Below are 15,397 nucleotides of genomic sequence, written 5' to 3' on the forward strand. Positions count from 1 at the left end.
TTTACGCCCCCGCCGCCGCTCCGAACCAGTGCGGCAATGCGGTGCTCAGGTCCTGCTGGTCGGCGCCGGCCCAGGCGACGTGGCCGTCCGGGCGCAGCAGCACCGCGGGGGCGTCCAGCTCCTCGCTGACGTCGGTGACGTGGTCGACCCGGTCCGCCCAGCCGGCCACCGACAGCCGGCCGGTCTGATCGAGCAGCAGCCCGCGACCGCCGCGCATCAGCTCGTAGAGGCGGCCGTGCTTCAGCGGCACGTCGCGCAACCGGCGGCCGAGCAGGTCGTGGCCGGGGCCGAAGTCGTAGCGGACCGAGATCGCCGTGATCTTCTCGATCAGGTAGCGGTTGACCTCCTCGAACTCCATCAGCTCGGCGAACAGCCGGCGCACCGCCTGCGGGCCCGGCTGCACCGAGATCAGCAGGGACTGGGCACGGGTGTTGTCCAGCACCGCCTCCGCCACCGGCCGCCGCTCGGCCTGATACGTGTCCAGCAGCCCCTCCGGCGCCCAGCCGGCGATCGTCGCGGCCAGCTTCCAGCCCAGGTTGAACGCGTCCTGCACGCCGAGGTTGAGACCCTGCCCGCCCAGCGGCGGGTGCACGTGCGCGGCGTCGCCGGCCAGTAGCACCCGGCCGGCTCGGTAGCGCTCGGCGAGCCGGGTGGCGTCGCCGAACCGGGAGAGCCAGCGCGGCGAGTGCACCCCGAAGTCGGTGCCCGCGGTCGCCAGCAACTGCTGCTTGAACTCCTCGAGGGTCGGCGGGACACCACGCTCCTCGTTCACCCCGGCGGCCGGCACGACCACGCGGTAGAGCCCGTCCCCGTCGCCGACCGGGCCGGCGCCGAACCGGACCTGCGTCTTGCGCACCTCGGTGTTCACGGCGAGGATCTCGTCCGGCGTCGCGGTCAGCTCCATCACGCCGAGCAGAGTCTCGTGGGTGGACGGCTCGCCGGGGAAGCCGATGCCCAGCAGTCTGCGGACGGTGCTGCGGCCGCCGTCGCAGCCGATCAGATAACGCCCGCGCACCCGGGTGCCGTCGGTCAGCTCGGCGGTCACCCCGTCGTCGTCCTGGCTCAGGGCGGCCACCTCGGCGCCGCGCCGGATCTCGGCGCCGGCCTCGATGGCGTGCTCGGCGAGCAGCCGCTCGGTGATCGGCTGCGGGATGCCGAGCACGTAGCCGTGCGCGGTGTCCATCCGGGCCGGCCACTGTTTGACCAGGCCGGCGAAGAACCCGCCCTGCTCGTATTTCTTGCCGTGCGCGAGGAACCGCTCCAGCAGGCCGCGCTGGTCCATCACCTCGATGCTGCGCACGTGCAGGCCGAGCGAGCGGACCACCTTGGTCGGCGCGGCGTCCCGCTCCAGCACCACCACGCGCACGTCGTGCAGCCGCAGCTCGGCGGCCAGCATCAATCCGGTCGGCCCGCCGCCCGCGATGATCACGTCATACATGGAAATCCCCCGTCGGTTCCGGCTACGGCCGACGATTCTGCGCCGGGACCCGGGGCTTGCGGCAAGTCCCCGGGTCCGATATACGTTAGAAGTGGCAGGGAGCGCGTGCTCCTTGCCTTTTGCCTTTCCACCCCCCGATGGACAGCCCGGTGGCCGCGCGCGGAGGTCTCGCCGCGCGCGGCCCGGCGGTGGCCACGGGAGTGTGCTGTGGCCGTAGCGGAAGAAGTCAGGCCGAGCAGGTCAGAGCCGGAACCGTTCGATCACCTCCGTGCATGATGGTGAAGCCGAAGGTGTTGCCGTTGCCGTTGGGGCGGGCGGTCATCACGTTGCCGCTGGTGTCCCAGCTGACCGAGGCGTTCCAGGTGGCGATGATCCGCTGCGGGGAGCGCACCGTGACGGTGACCGTCCAGTTGGTCGAGCCGGTGACCGTCACCTGGCCGTTGAAGCGGTCCGGCCAGCTCTGCCCGGGCGAGTAGGTCGCGGTGCAGCCCCCGGACGGCGGCGGGTCGGTCGGCGGCGGGTTGGTCGAGCCGTCCGGCGCCACCGCGCGGCCGGTCGTCGGGGAGATCATGCCGGCGCACAGGCCGCGGCTGGTGAGGCCGGCGGCGATCTGCGGGATGGCGGCGACCGTGGTCGCGTATTGGTCGTGCATGAGGATCAACTGGCCGTTGGTCAGGCGGCTCGCGGCCTGCACGATCTGGGAGGTGCTGGCGCCGTTCCAGTCCTGCGAGTCCACATCCCAGATGACGGTCCGCAGACCGAGCGCCGACGCCGCCGATTGCAGGGTCGAATTGGTCTCGCCATAGGGCGGGCGGAACAACTTCGGCGTGCCGCCGCCGGCGTTCTGAATCGCGGACTGCGTCCGGGAGAGCTCCGAGGACATCTGCGCAGAGCTGAGCGTCAGCATGTGCGGGTGGGTGTAGCTGTGGTTGGCGATCCACATGTTGGCGGCGGCCTCGGCGGCCACCAGTGAGGGATTGCCGGCCGCGTTCTGGCCGGTGTTGAAGAGCGTCGCGCGGAGGTTGTTGTTGCGCAGGGCGGTCAGCAGTGTGTTGGTGTTGCTCGGGTTCGGGCCGTCGTCGTAGGTCAGTCCGACATAACCGTTCTGGCAGCTGGCGGTGACCACATTGGAGGCGGCGCCGGCCGTGGTGCCGAGCACGGCGAGCCCGGCGCCGGCCAGCAGTCCGACTGCGCCGAGCACGAACGCGCCACGAAGGACGGGTCTGGACATGAGACGAAACTCCTTGTCGTGGGGGCGGAAGTTTCGGGCCTGCCCGCGGGAAGTGCCGCTGGGTGGCAGCGGCCCATCCAGCCCGTTGCTACATGCTGCGACGGACTTCGACCTACGTCAATACCTGAGATCCTCCGAAACTTCCGAGACTCGGTAGGGTGTGCAGGTGACGCTGGTGCTCAAGCTTCTGCTGGCGCCGGTGCTGGTGGTGGGTTCTTCGCTGGCCGGGCGGCGGTGGGGAGCCCGGGTCGCCGGGATGCTCGTGGCCTTTCCGATCGTTGCGGGGCCGATCCTGCTGATCACCGCGCTCGAGCAGGGGGTGCGGTTCGGTGCCCGCGCGGCGTCGGCGTCGCTTCTCGGGCTGGTCTCGCTGGCGCTCTTCGTGGTGGTGTTCGCTCATGCGGGGCGTCGCTGGGGGTGGCCGGCGACTCTGCTCGTCTCGTGGGCCGCGACGCTGACGGCCGATCTCCTGCTGTCGCGGCTCGTGGTCGGGCCTGGTGGGGGGCTCGCGCTGGTGCTGGTCGCGGCCTGGCTGGCGCATCGGGCGGTGTCCACTCTCGACGACAGCGCCGTCCTCGAGTCCCTTCGGCTGCCGTGGTGGGATCTCCCGGCTCGGGCGGTGGCAACCGCGACGCTGGTGCTGGTGGTCACCGGCAGCGCGGCGGTGGCGGGGCCGGCGGTGACCGGGGTGCTGGCGCCCTTCCCGACCGCGATCAGCGTGGTGGTCGCGTTCGTGCTGGCGCAGCAGGGCGCGGACGCGGCGGTCCGGACCCTGATCGGTGTCGCTCGCGGGCTGGTCGGCTTCGCGATCTTCTGCTTCCTGGTCGCTGTGCTGCTGGTGCCGCTCGGGATCGGCGGCGCTTTCGCGGTCGCCCTCGTCGCGCCGGTAATGTGGGCCGGGTGGGAAAGTCGCCGAAGGTTCTCTCGATCTCCTGGGGTGTGATGGAGGTCGACGGGCTCGGGTCCGGGAAGGACTTCAAGCTCCATCCCGGCGGGGGACGGGCCTGGGACTGGTCCGAGACCGGAATGGAGCACAGCCCGGGGATCCAGCCGGCGGACGTCGAGGAGCTGATCGAGCACGGCGCCGCCGAGATCGTGCTGTCCCGGGGCATGGAGCTGCGACTCGAGGTCTCGGCGGACACGGTGGACAAGCTGCGCGAGCGGGGTGTGACCGTGCACGTCGCGGAGACCCGCGAGGCGGTCCGGATCTACAACGAGCTGGCCGAGGACCACGCGGTCGGCGGACTCTTCCACTCCACCTGCTGACCTGAGCGGGCCTCAGTGGCCGGGGCCGAGGTGGGTGCGCTCGCCCTCGTGGTCGAGGATGCAGAGGATCTCGGCCGGGCCGTCCTCGACTCCGAACGCGTGCGGGACCATCGTGGAGAACTCGGCGGCCTCGCCGGTGCGGACCGCGATGGTGCGGTCGCCCAGCCGGAGCACGACCGTGCCGGACAGCACGGTGAACCAGTCGCGTCCGGGGTGCACGCGCAGGTCGGCCGGCGCCGGGCGGGTGATCCGCATCTTGGCGACCGTCATGCCGCCCTGGCGGGACAGCAGCCAGGTCGTGGTGCCGCGGGCGGCGTTGCGGTGCGGGCGGATCACCACGTCCTCGTCGTCGGCCGACTCCACCAGCTGGTCGAGCGTGCTGCCGAGGGCGCGGGCGATCGGGGTCAGCTGGTCGAGCGCGATGCGCCGGTGGCCGGTCTCGATGCGGCTGAGCGTCGACGGGCTGAGATGGCAGCGGGCGGCCAGCTCGTCGAGGGACCAGCCGCGGGCCGCCCGCAGCCCCCGGATGCGCTGCCGGACCACGGCGTCCAGATCCGCGTCTTGCTTCATACGCAAGATGCTATGCCCTTGGCGCAAGATCCGGCTACGGTCGGACGCATGGCACATTCTCACCTGGCCGAGATGCTCGATCTCGACGCCGAAGTCCTGCACGAGTACTACGACGAGCTGTTCGCCTGGGTCGCCCTGGCCGTCCCGCCGCGTCCGGCCGTCGTCGACCTCGGGGCGGGCAGCGGCACCGGCACGCTGGCGCTGGCCCGCCGCCTCCCGGGCGCGACCGTCACCGCCGTGGACGTCGATCCGGAGATGCTGGCCCACCTCGGTGCGCGCGCCGCGGACGCGGGCGTGGCCGACCGGGTGCGCACCGTCCAGGCCGACCTCGACCAGGCCTGGCCGGCGATCGGACCGGCGGACCTGGTGTGGGCGTCCGCGTCCATGCACCACATGGCCGACCCGGCACATGCGGCGACGCAGATCTTCGCCACGCTCCGGCCCGGAGGGGTCGTCGTGATCACCGAGCTGGACTCGTTCCCGACGTTCCTGCCGGCGTCGCGGCTGGAGGCGCGCTGCCACGAGGAACTGGCCAAGATGCGCGCCGAGCACGGCATGCACATGAACGAGGACTGGTCGGCGCGGCTGGTCGCGGCCGGGCTGGCGCTGGATTCCCAGCGGCGGTTCGAGATCGATCTGCGGTCGCCGCTGCCGGCCGGTGCCGCCCGCTATGCACAGATCGCCTTGGGGCGGGCGCGGCACGGGCTGGAAGGGCGCCTGGATCCGGCCGATCTGGCGGCCGTGGAGCGCGAGCTGGCTGCCGCCATCGAGAACGACGATCTCAGGATCCGCACCGTCCGCACGGCCACCCTGGCGCGACGCCCGAACTAGACCGCGGCCGGCAAGCCGCCGCCCGGCAATTGGCGGCCCCGGCAATCCGCGGCCGGGGAAGCGGGCCGGGGAAGCGGGCCGGGGAAGCGGCCGTGCCCGGGTTGCGCGCTGTCACGGCCGCTGCCGGGCGTGCATGCGCGGCGCCAGGGTGAGCGCGACCAGCGATGACACGGCCCGGCGGCCGGGCGCGGAGGTCTCGCCGCGCCTGGATCGGCGGTGGGTGCGGGAGTTTGGTGTGGGCGTAGGAAAAAAGATCTTGAGAGCCGCTTCCCGGTGACCCTCGGTGTCTGGTGCGATGCTGAGGGAGTAGACGCCCATCAGCAATGAAGCGCTGGGAGGACACGGGATGTTGCCGCTCACTGACAGTAACCTCAAGAACCTGCCTGAAGGTGTGCCCGGGCCGGGATACGACCGCAGCACCTTGCGGACCGGGATCGTGCACTTCGGGGTGGGCGGCTTCCACCGGGCGCACGAGGCGATGTATCTCGACCGGCTGATGAACGACGGCAAGGCGCTCGACTGGGCGATCTGCGGCGTCGGCGTGATGCCCGGCGACAAGCGCATGCAGCAGGTCCTGGACGCGCAGGACGGGCTCTACACGCTGGTCGTCAAGGCGCCCGACGGCACCTTCGAGCCGCGCGTGATCGGGTCGATCAGCCACTATCTGTTCGCGCCGGACGACCCGGAGGCGGTGATCGCCAAGATGGCCTCCGCGGACACCAGGATCGTGTCACTCACCGTGACCGAGGGTGGTTACAACATCAATGCGGTGACCGGTGACTTCATCGCCGACAACCCGGACGTGCAACACGATCTGACCCCCGGGAACGCGCCGCGGACGACGTTCGGCCTGATCACCGAGGCGCTGGCGCGCAGACGGCAGAACGGCGAGACGCCGTTCACGATCATGAGCTGCGACAACATCCAGGGCAACGGGCACGCGGCGCGGCGCAGCTTCGTCGCGTTCGCCACCCTCAAGGACCCCGAGCTGGGCAAGTGGGTGGAGACCACGGTCGAGTTCCCGAACAGCATGGTGGACCGGATCACGCCGGTGACCACGGACGACGACCGGGCGCTGGTCAAGGAGCGCTATGGCATCGAGGACGGGTGGCCGGTGGTCTGCGAGCCGTTCACCCAGTGGGCGCTGGAGGACGCGTTCACCCAGGGGCGGCCGCCGTTCGAGGAGGCCGGCGTGCAGGTGGTGCCGGACGTCGAGCCGTACGAGCTGATGAAGCTCCGCCTGCTCAACGCCAGCCACCAGGCGCTCTGCTACTTCGGCTACCTGGCCGACTACCGCCTCGTGCACGACGTCGCGCAGGACCCGCTGTTCGCCGAGTTCCTGCTGGCCTACATGGACCGTGAGGCCACCCCGACGCTCGAGCCGGTGCCCGGCATCGACCTGGACGAGTACAAGCACCAGCTGATCGACCGCTTCTCCAACGCCCAGGTCAAGGACACCGTGGCCCGGCTGTGCGCGGAGAGCTCGGACCGCATCCCGAAGTGGCTGCTCCCGGTGATCCGGCACAACCTGGAGTCCGGCGGCGAGATCCTGCGGTCCACCGCGGTGGTGGCGTCCTGGGCTCGCTATGCCGAGGGCGTGGACGAGCAGGGTGAGCCGATCGAGGTGGTCGACCGGCTGGCGCCGACCCTGAAGGAGACGGCGGCCCGGCAGAAAGACGAACCGCTCGCGTTCATCCAGAACCGGGACCTGTTCGGCGATCTGGCTGACAACGAGCGGTTCGTCTCCGCGTACACGTCGGCGCTCGCCTCTCTGCATCAGAAGGGCGCGCGCGCGACGCTGGAGGATTTACGCGGCTAGCGCGACCTTGGCGGTCGCCGCGGACATGTGCCGCAGGTAGGCCGGCAGGGTCAGGAACTCCGGGCAGGTGCGCTCGGTGAGGAGCACGGTCAGCAGGGTGCGGGCCTGCCCGAACCGCCGGGCCGCGTCCTCGTCGAGCGCGCCGGTCTCGGCCAGCACGTCCAGTTCCTCGCGCAGCATCCGGGTGATCAACCCGGCGGTGACCGGCACGCCGTAGTCGGTCGGGGTGCCCGCCGAGATCCACTGCCACAGCTGGGTGCGGCAGATCTCCGCCGTGGCCGCGTCCTCCATCAGGCCGTTCAGCGCCACCGCGCCCTGCCCGCCGAGCCACGCCGCGATGTAGCGCAGCGCCACGCTGACCGACGTGCGCAGCGCCACCTCGCTGATGCCGCCGTAGTTGCGCTTCACGTCCAGCAACTGCGCCGCGGTCACCCGCACGTCGTCGCGACGGCGCACGATCTGGTGCGGCTCGAAGCCGAGCCACTGGTCGAACACCTCCTGGCAGGTCTCCACCAGGCCGGGGTGCGCCACCCAGGAACCGTCGAAGCCGTCGCCGACCTCACGCCGCTTGTCCTGCCGCACCTGGTTCAGCGCCCGCTTCGCGGCCACCGGGTCGCGGCTGGGCACGACCGCGGCCATTCCGCCGATCGCGTGCGCTGCCCGGCGGTGACAGGTCCGGACCAGCAATTCCGTGTACGCCCGCAGGAACGGCGCCGTCATCGTCAGCTGCGAGCGCTCGGGCAGCACCACGTCCGGCCGGTTCTTGATCATGCTGAACAGGTAGTCCCACCGGCCGGCGTTCAGGCCCGCGGAGTGCTCGCGCAGCTCGTAGAGGATCTCGTCCATCTCGAACGCGGCCGTGATGGTCTCGATCAGCACGGTGGCGCGGATCGTGCCCCGGTCGATGCCGAGCTGCTCCTGGGCGAACACGAACACGTCGTTCCACAGCCGCGCCTCGAGGTGCGACTCCAGCTTGGGCAGGTAGAAGTACGGCCCGCTGTCCCGGTCGATCTGCTTCTGCGCGCAGTGGAAGAGGTACATCCCGAAGTCGAACAGCGAGGCGCTGACCGCCCGGCCGCCGATCCGGACGTGGCACTCCGGCAGGTGCCACCCACGCGGCCGCACCATGATCGTCGGCAGCTCACCCTCGACTTCGTATTTCTTGCCGTCGGGCGCCGTGTAGCTGATTTCAGAGGAGAGCGCGTCCAGCAGGTTGAGCTGCCCGTTGATGATGTTGTCCCAGGTCGGCGCCAGCGCGTCCTCGAAGTCGGCCATCCACACCTTGGCGCCCGAGTTCAGCGCGTTGATGGTCATCTTGCGCTCGGGCGGCCCGGTGATCTCCACCCGCCGGTCCATCAGGTCGTCCTTCGGCGGTGCCACCGTCCACGACAGATCGTCGCGGATGTGCCGCGTCGACTCCAGGAAGTCGAGCTCGGTCGTGCGGGTCGCCCGCCGGCGCCGCCGCCGGTCCAGCAGCTGCACCCGCCGTGCGCCGAACTCCCGGTCGAGCCGGACCACGAACGCGATCGCCTCGGGGGTCAGGATCTCGGAGAAGCGCCCTTCGGTGCTGCCGGTGACGACGATTTCCTCGATGCCGGTCATCAGAACTGCTCCGCCTCGGTCGAGCCGGACAGCGCCGTGGTGGAGCTCTCCGGGTTCAGGGCGGTCGACACGGCGTCGAAGTAGCCGGTGCCGACCTCGGCCTGGTGCTTGGTCGCGGTGTAGCCGTCCGCCTCCGCGGCGAACTCGGCCTCCTGCAACCGGACGTACGAGCTCATGCCGTCTTCGGCGTAGCCCTTGGCCAGCTCGAACATCGAGTGGTTCAGCGCGTGGAAGCCGGCCAGCGTGACGAACTGGAACTTGTAGCCCATCGCGCCGAGCTCCTTCTGGAACCGCGCGATCGTGGCGTCGTCCAGGTTCTTCTTCCAGTTGAACGAGGGCGAGCAGTTGTAGGCCAGCATCTTGTCCGGGTGCACCTGGTGCACGGCCTCGGCGAACGACCGCGCGAACTCCAGGTCCGGCTTGCCGGTCTCCACCCACAGCAGGTCGGCGTAATCGGCGTAGGCGACGCCCCGGGCGATCGCGGCCTCCGGCCCGCTCCGCACCCGATAGAAGCCCTCCGCGGTGCGGTCGCCGGTCAGGAACGGCTGATCGCGCTCGTCCACGTCGGTGGTGAGCAGATCGGCCGCCAGAGCATCGGTACGCGCGATGACCAGCGACGGGACCCCGAGCACGTCGGCCGCCAGCCGGGCGGCGTTCAGCGTGCGGATGTGCTGCTGGGTCGGGATGAGCACCTTGCCGCCCAGATGACCGCACTTCTTTTCGGAGGCCAGCTGGTCCTCCCAGTGCACACCCGCCGCGCCGGCCGCGATCATCGCCTTCATCAGCTCGAACGCGTTCAGCGGCCCGCCGAAGCCGGCCTCCGCGTCGGCCACGATCGGGGCGAACCAGTCGCGGTCGTGCTTGCCGGCGGCGGTGTCGATCTGGTCCGCGCGCATCAGGGCGTTGTTGATCCGCCGCACCACCGCGGGCACCGAGTTCGCCGGGTAGAGACTCTGGTCCGGGTAGGTGTGCCCGGACAGGTTCGCGTCCGCGGCCACCTGCCAGCCGGACAGGTAGATGGCCTTGAGCCCGGCCCGCACCATCTGCACGGCCTGGCCGCCGGTGAGCGCGCCCAGCGCGTTGATGTACTCCTCGTCGTGCAGCAGCTCCCAGAGGCGGGCCGCGCCGCGCTCGGCGAGGGTGTGCCGCTCCTGCAGACTGCCGCGGAGCCGCACCACGTCCTGCGCGGTGTAGTCACGCTTGACGCCCAGCCAACGAGGATCGCCGGCCCACGCCCGAGTGAGGTCCGCGGCGGTACCGCCCCTGACTTCGGTCAGCTGATCAGTCATCACTTCCCCTGCCCTTCCCTGCTGTGTTCCGCCTTGCCGGTGGAAGAACTTCACTCTTGCGGTTCCTTGCCGGCCCTCTGAAGGGAAATGTGAGCAGAAGAAGTGCGATTCTTCTGTTAGCGTCAAACCCGTGACCGCTTCACCTTCTGTCGACCTCGTGACGCTGGGGCAACGCCTCCGTCATCACCGCCGGGCCAAGAACATGACGCTCGACCAGCTCAGCGCCGCTGTGGGCCGGGCGCCGTCGCAGCTGTCCCTGATCGAGAACGGCAAGCGTGAGCCCAAGCTGTCGGTGCTGCAGGCGATCGCCGGCGCGCTGGGCGTGCCGATGCAGGACCTGCTGCGCCCCGAGGCGCCGTCGCGGCGCGCCGGACTGGAGATCGACCTGGCCCACTTCCAGCGCTCGCCCACCTACGAGTCGCTCGGCCTGCCGGTGGTGAAGGGCGGGCGGCGGCTGCCGGCCGATGCGCTGGAGTCGCTGATCGGGCTGCATCGCGAGCTGACCCGGCTGCTCACCGAGCAGAGCGCCACCCCGGAGGTCGCGCGCCGGGCGAACGCCCAGCTCCGGGTGGAGATGCGCGAGCGGGACAACTACTTCGCCGAGATCGAGGCGGCGGCCGAGAAGGTGCTGCGGTCGGTGCGGCACGCCACCGGGCCGCTGTCCCAGCGCGGCATCCTGGACATCGCCGCGCAGCTCGGGTTCACCCTGCACTACGTGCCGGACCTGCCCGGCTCCACACGCTCGGTCACCGACCTGCGCAACCGCCGCGTGTTCCTGCCGCAGGTGGCCAGCGGCAAGGGACACGATCCGCGGGCCGTGGTGCTGCAGACGCTCGGGCACTTCGTGCTGGGGCACAACGACCCGGCGGACTACGGCGACTTCCTGCGCCAGCGGGTGGAGGCGAACTACTTCGCCGCGGCGCTGCTGATGCCGGAGAAGTTCGCGGTCGAGTTCCTGCGCGCGGCGAAGGCCGACCGGGCGCTGGCGATCGACGATTTCCGAGACGCGTTCGGGGTGTCCTACGAGACGGCGGCGCACCGTTTCACCAACCTCGCGACGCACCACTTCGACATCCCGGTGCACTTCACCCGCGTGCACGAGAGCGGCGTCGTCTACAAGGCCTACGAGAACGACAAGGTGCGCTTCCCGTCCGACGTGACCGGCGCGATCGAGGGCCAGTACGTGTGCCGCCGCTGGGCGTCGCGCACGGTCTTCGCGGCGGACGACCCGTACTCGAGCTTCTACCAGTTCACCGACACGGTGGCCGGCACGTACTGGTGCACCGTGCACGTGGAGTCGACCCGGTCGGGGGAGTTCTCGGTGACCGTCGGCACGCCGTTCGAGCACGCGCGCTGGTTCCGCGGCGGCGACACGACCCGGCGCACCGTGTCGCGCTGCCCGGACCCGTCGTGCTGCCGCCGCCCGCCGGCCGCCCTGGTGGACCGCTGGGCCGGGCACGCCTGGCCGAGCGCACGGGTGCACTCGCACCTGCTGGCCGCGCTGCCGCCGGGCACGTTCCCCGGCGTCGACGCCCAGGACGTCTACGAGTTCCTGGAGCGCCGGGCCTAATCGTCGTCCTCGTCCTCGAGGTCCTCCAGGTCGAGCTGGTACTCCGCGAGGAACGCGGTCGGGTCCCGGCCGTCCGCCTGCATGGCCAGCGCGACGAGGCGGATCGCCGACCACCGCTCGTCGTCGTCGCCGAGCACCGACCGGGCCACGTCCTCGGCCTCGCCGGGCCGGCCCAGACCCAGCAGGGCCGCGGCGGCCGTCAACCGCACCGCCGGCTCGTCCGCCCGCAGCCGCCGGGCCCGCGCCAGGGCCACCTCGTGCCGGCCCGCGGCGTTGTCCACATTGCACAGCGTCACGACGGTGGTCACCGGCGCACCCTCGGTGGCCAGCTCGTCCAGCCGGGCGACCGCCGCGTCCGGCGCTTCCCGGTGCAGCAGCCTGGTCAGCACCCGCATCTCGGCCTCGGCGTCGCCGGACCTCCGATGTGCTTCGGCCGCCTCGGTCAGCAGCGCGACGGACCTCGGCCGCCGGGTGCCCATCATCTGCGCGGCCTGTTCCAGCAGGGCCGGGCGGGACGGCAGCCCCGGCGGCAACGACTCCGCCGTCAGCAACTCGTCCATCAGGGCGGTGGCCATCTGCCGGGTCTGCCAGCCCCGCTCGTACAGCTCCATGAGCAGGTGCCGGGCGGCCAGCGACTCGGCGTTCAGCCCGGCCCGGTCGAGGCTGCGGATCGCCTCCTCGGCGGCCTCCGTCGCGTCGCCCCACTGGCCGGCGTTGCGCAGCGCGTAGGCCACGTCGAGCCGGGTGCGGGCGGCCGCGGGGTGGTCGCCGGTCGCGGTCAGCGCCGCGACCTCGGCGATCAGCTTGTCGACGGCGGTGCGGCCGGGGTGATCGGCGATCGGCCGTCCGGCGAACACGGTGAGCGCCAGCGACGGCAGCAGGGGAGTGGCCGCCATCCGGGCCGACACCCGGCCGCTCTGGTGCGCGTTGCCGTTTCGGGCGTCGAAGGCGGCGGCCAGATCACGGGCCAGCCCGGCCATCTCGGCGCCGGAGTCGGCCGCGGTGGATGGCCAGCGCCGGTCGCCGCTGTCCGTGCGCCGGCGCACCGGTGTCTCCGGAGGCAGGGCGCCCAGCAGCAGCGCGGCGGCCGAGGCGAACTCCATCGCCGCATAGGGCGAGGCGGGGCGGTCCAGCCACGGCAGGTGCCGTTCGACGATCGGCAGGCCGTGCTCCGCGTTGCCGGTGAGCGCGCAGAACTGCACGTGCAGGGCGATCAGCTCGAGGTAGTGGCGGTTGTCCCGGATCCGTTGGTAGGACTTGCGATGCGCGTCGACCGCCTGCTCCGTGCGGCCGGTGCGCAGGTAGGGGAGCAGGAGGTGGCTGAGCATCTGGTGCGGCTGCTCGGAGCAGCCCCCGTCGGCATAGGGCGCGCCGGTGCGCACCGCCGCCTCGAAGTCGCCGCGCGCGACCAGGAACTCGACCTGGCTGGTCGGCACGCAGGCCGGGCAGTCGGAGAGCGGGTCGCGGCGGGCGGTCTCCATCTGGGCGAACCAGTGCGCGGCGCCGTCCAGGTCGCCGAGATGGGTGGCGATCAGCGCGCGGTGCTGGTGCACGGCGTGCGGGCTGTGGCCACCCTCCCGGTAGCGGCGGGCCATGTCGTCGAGCAGCGCGTTCGTGCGGTCCAGCGGCACCGCGGAGAACTGGGAGAGCTGCCAGACGATCCACTTGAAGCGCCACAGCAGCTGGTGGGCGTCGTGCGCCTCGGCGACCTCGGGGTGGCGGTCGAAGGTGGACAGGCACCACTGGAAGGCGAGGAACGCGCGGGCGTACTCGCCGTTGTGGTGGAACTCGCTGTGCGCTCCCATCCGGGCGCGGAAGCCGAACGCCGTGCGTCCCGCCGCGTCCGCGTGCCGGAAGACCGTGTCCAGCGCCGCGTAGCGGGCCTGGCCGGACAGCCGGTGGGCGGCGTCGAGCATCTGCTGGAGGTCGTCGCTCATGGCCTGCTCCCCATCGCCCGGGTGATCAGCCCCAGGAACGACTGGTTGAACGCGGCGGTCGCGGCCGGGGTCAGCGGCTGGCGGGTGAGCAGCAACGCGTGCGTGAACAGCCCTTCCACCGCGAAGCCGGTCAGCTCCTCGTCGCCGCCGGTCATCGCCTGCCGGGCGAGCGGGTTGCGGTGGTTGAAGACCAGCTGCGGCCGGTCCTCCTGGACGCTGGTGAACGCGTCGAACAGCGACGACCACAGCTCGTCCGCCGCGCCGCGGGCCTGGCGCAGATCGCCCTGCAGCGCGGTGTCGCCGTCGAGCAGATAGAGCGCGGGCACGCTGGCCGGGTCGAACGACCGCACCACCACCTCGACGCCCTGCCGGTCGAGGATCCGCTGGGCGAGCGCGACGAACGGCGCCACGGCGGCGGCGTCGGCCTCCGCGAGATGGTCGAGGCGCAGCGTCAGGTCGGCCGGGGAGAGCACCTCCACCGGCGCCTCGTCCAGCCGGGCGAGCAGGTCGGCGTCGTACACGTAGCCCGCGTTCACCAGCGGGATCCGCTGGGCGGCGGCGACCGCGGACATCTGCCGGAACTCGTCCAGCGACGCGGTGTAGCGGACCACGCCGTACCGGTCGTGGAACTCGGCGAGGGTCATCGGGCCGACGTTCGTCTCGAACGGCCACCACTGGTAGACCAGCCGCAGCATCTCGTCGTCGTGCACGGCGAGCGCCTTGACGCCCAGGTGGTGCACGCCGAGGAAGTCGCGCAGCCGGGCCGGGTCGCCGGCGCCGAGCCGGGCCAGCCAGCCACGCAGCCCGTCGCCCAGCGTCTCGCGCACCTGCTCGAGCAGGCTGTCCTCGTAGAGCGCCTCGCGGCTGGCGGTCGGCCGCAGCTCGGTCGTGTCGACCACGCAGCGGACGAAGAACGCCCACGGCGGCAGCAGGCCCTCGATGCCCTCGGAGAGCAGCATCTGCTTCAGGTAGACCCGGTGCGCGACCCGGACCGCCGGGTTGGCCGGCGCGGGCAGCACGAACGCGACACCGCGGACGCCGCCCTCCGGCGCGGACAGCTCGACGATCTCGAACGGCGCGAAACCGAATGCCTCGCGGGCGTATTCGGTGAGACGCGCGCGCCGCGCCGCCGGGGACTCGCCCGGTGCGGTCTCCCAGGGCGGCAGGCCGGTGGTCACCGGGGTGTCGCCGACCCGTACGCCGATCGGCAGCATCGAGCCGTAGAGCGTGGCGAGCTCGCGCACCGCCTTGCCGACCAGCCAGTGCTCCTGGCCCGGCCGCGGCACCAGGGTGACGGTGGTGCCCGGCTCGGCGCGCTGCTCGGCGGGCAGTTCGACGGTGTAGCGGCCGTCGCTGTGCCCGGTCCAGAGCACGGTCGGCTGATCACCGCAGCGGGTCACCACCCGGATCCGGTCGGCCACCATGAAGCAGGAGAGCAGGCCGATGCCGAACTGGCCGAGGAACTCGTGCCGGGCGAAACCGAGATCGTCGCGCTTGGAACTGCGCCCGATGGTGGCGAGCAGCTCGTGCACCTGGGCCTCGGACAGCCCGATGCCGGTGTCGTGCACCAGCAGCGTGCCGTCCGCGCGCGGCTCGAACCGGATCTCCCCGGGCGCCGCGGGCTCGCCGAGCCGCCGCGCGGTGATCGCGTCCACGGCGTTCTGCAGCAGCTCACGCACATAGACCCGCGGTGTCGCGTAGAGATGATGACTCAGGAGGTCGACCACGCCCCGCAGGTCGACCCGGAAGGTGAAGCTCACGGCGCAGATGGTAGCGACCGGCCGGCGAGCTGTCCGCCCACTTCCTGCTAATACGAATTACTGCTTCCATTAGCGTCTTATTAC

Annotated in this window: 12 protein-coding genes; 5 read left to right on the plus strand and 7 right to left on the minus strand. The window is 71.4% G+C overall.

What is annotated here, in order from left to right; translation table 11 throughout:
* Position 1: 1 nt before the first annotated feature.
* Together rox and ACZ6TI_RS23315 are read right to left on the minus strand one after the other, a co-directional pair.
* Positions 2-1,438, minus strand: coding sequence for a rifampin monooxygenase (rox, locus tag ACZ6TI_RS23310; protein ID WP_465347231.1), 1,437 nt, complete (start codon positions 1,436-1,438; stop codon positions 2-4).
* A 226-nt stretch (positions 1,439-1,664) separates the two neighbouring features.
* Positions 1,665-2,669, minus strand: coding sequence for a polysaccharide deacetylase family protein (locus tag ACZ6TI_RS23315; RefSeq protein ID WP_465347232.1), 1,005 nt, complete (start codon positions 2,667-2,669; stop codon positions 1,665-1,667).
* Positions 2,670-2,835: 166 nt separating this feature from the next.
* On the opposite strand from ACZ6TI_RS23315, the gene ACZ6TI_RS23320 reads away from it, so the two are divergent.
* Both ACZ6TI_RS23320 and ACZ6TI_RS23325 read left to right on the plus strand, forming a co-directional pair.
* On the plus strand, positions 2,836-3,612 hold the full coding sequence (locus ACZ6TI_RS23320; protein WP_465347233.1) for a hypothetical protein: 777 nt from the start codon (positions 2,836-2,838) through the stop codon (positions 3,610-3,612).
* Positions 3,570-3,935, plus strand: coding sequence for an Mth938-like domain-containing protein (locus tag ACZ6TI_RS23325; RefSeq protein WP_465347234.1), 366 nt, complete (start codon positions 3,570-3,572; stop codon positions 3,933-3,935). The genes ACZ6TI_RS23320 and ACZ6TI_RS23325 overlap by 43 nt, the downstream gene beginning before the upstream one ends.
* A gap of 12 nt (positions 3,936-3,947) precedes the next feature.
* On the opposite strand, the gene ACZ6TI_RS23330 is transcribed toward ACZ6TI_RS23325, so the two are convergent.
* Positions 3,948-4,505: a helix-turn-helix domain-containing protein gene (locus ACZ6TI_RS23330; RefSeq protein WP_465347235.1), complete on the minus strand. Its 558-nt coding sequence runs from the start codon at positions 4,503-4,505 to the stop codon at positions 3,948-3,950.
* A 48-nt stretch (positions 4,506-4,553) separates the two neighbouring features.
* Here ACZ6TI_RS23330 and ACZ6TI_RS23335 point away from each other — a divergent pair, with 48 nt between their 5' ends.
* Both ACZ6TI_RS23335 and ACZ6TI_RS23340 read left to right on the plus strand, forming a co-directional pair.
* Positions 4,554-5,336: a class I SAM-dependent methyltransferase gene (locus ACZ6TI_RS23335; RefSeq protein ID WP_465347236.1), complete on the plus strand. Its 783-nt coding sequence runs from the start codon at positions 4,554-4,556 to the stop codon at positions 5,334-5,336.
* A 346-nt stretch (positions 5,337-5,682) separates the two neighbouring features.
* The gene (locus ACZ6TI_RS23340; RefSeq protein ID WP_465347237.1) at positions 5,683-7,155 is read left to right on the plus strand and encodes a mannitol dehydrogenase family protein; all 1,473 of its coding nucleotides are present in this window, start codon (positions 5,683-5,685) and stop codon (positions 7,153-7,155) included.
* Here the strand turns inward: ACZ6TI_RS23340 and aceB are convergent.
* Positions 7,144-8,757 carry a malate synthase A gene (gene aceB / locus ACZ6TI_RS23345; RefSeq protein ID WP_465347238.1) on the minus strand — a complete coding sequence of 538 codons (1,614 nt, stop codon included), beginning with the start codon at positions 8,755-8,757 and terminating at the stop codon, positions 7,144-7,146. The two genes, ACZ6TI_RS23340 and aceB, sit on opposite strands and share 12 nt — an antisense overlap.
* On the minus strand, positions 8,757-10,046 hold the full coding sequence (gene aceA / locus ACZ6TI_RS23350; RefSeq protein ID WP_465347239.1) for an isocitrate lyase: 1,290 nt from the start codon (positions 10,044-10,046) through the stop codon (positions 8,757-8,759). The genes aceB and aceA overlap by 1 nt, the downstream gene beginning before the upstream one ends.
* Positions 10,047-10,176: 130 nt before the next feature.
* Between aceA and ACZ6TI_RS23355 the strand changes: the two genes are divergently transcribed.
* Positions 10,177-11,616: a helix-turn-helix domain-containing protein gene (locus tag ACZ6TI_RS23355; RefSeq protein WP_465347240.1), complete on the plus strand. Its 1,440-nt coding sequence runs from the start codon at positions 10,177-10,179 to the stop codon at positions 11,614-11,616.
* On the opposite strand, the gene ACZ6TI_RS23360 is transcribed toward ACZ6TI_RS23355, so the two are convergent.
* Together ACZ6TI_RS23360 and ACZ6TI_RS23365 are read right to left on the minus strand one after the other, a co-directional pair.
* Positions 11,613-13,553 carry a hypothetical protein gene (locus ACZ6TI_RS23360; protein WP_465347241.1) on the minus strand — a complete coding sequence of 647 codons (1,941 nt, stop codon included), beginning with the start codon at positions 13,551-13,553 and terminating at the stop codon, positions 11,613-11,615. The genes ACZ6TI_RS23355 and ACZ6TI_RS23360 overlap by 4 nt on opposite strands.
* Positions 13,550-15,313: an HSP90 family protein gene (locus ACZ6TI_RS23365; protein ID WP_465347242.1), complete on the minus strand. Its 1,764-nt coding sequence runs from the start codon at positions 15,311-15,313 to the stop codon at positions 13,550-13,552. Before ACZ6TI_RS23365 ends, ACZ6TI_RS23360 begins: the two co-directional genes overlap by 4 nt.
* Positions 15,314-15,397: the final 84 nt, after the last annotated feature.

Source organism: Actinoplanes sp. NPDC051388 (assembly GCF_055586225.1).

Bases quoted from the DNA above. Each gene is read 5' to 3' on its own strand.
- ACZ6TI_RS23360 (WP_465347241.1), bottom strand. From the start codon at position 13,553: ATGAGCGACGACCTCCAGCAGATGCTCGACGCCGCCCACCGGCTGTCC.
- ACZ6TI_RS23340 (WP_465347237.1), top strand. From the start codon at position 5,683: ATGTTGCCGCTCACTGACAGTAACCTCAAGAACCTGCCTGAAGGTGTG.
- rox (WP_465347231.1), bottom strand. From the start codon at position 1,438: ATGTATGACGTGATCATCGCGGGCGGCGGGCCGACCGGATTGATGCTG.
- ACZ6TI_RS23330 (WP_465347235.1), bottom strand. From the start codon at position 4,505: ATGAAGCAAGACGCGGATCTGGACGCCGTGGTCCGGCAGCGCATCCGG.
- aceA (WP_465347239.1), bottom strand. From the start codon at position 10,046: ATGACTGATCAGCTGACCGAAGTCAGGGGCGGTACCGCCGCGGACCTC.
- ACZ6TI_RS23315 (WP_465347232.1), bottom strand. From the start codon at position 2,669: ATGTCCAGACCCGTCCTTCGTGGCGCGTTCGTGCTCGGCGCAGTCGGA.
- ACZ6TI_RS23335 (WP_465347236.1), top strand. From the start codon at position 4,554: ATGGCACATTCTCACCTGGCCGAGATGCTCGATCTCGACGCCGAAGTC.
- aceB (WP_465347238.1), bottom strand. From the start codon at position 8,757: ATGACCGGCATCGAGGAAATCGTCGTCACCGGCAGCACCGAAGGGCGC.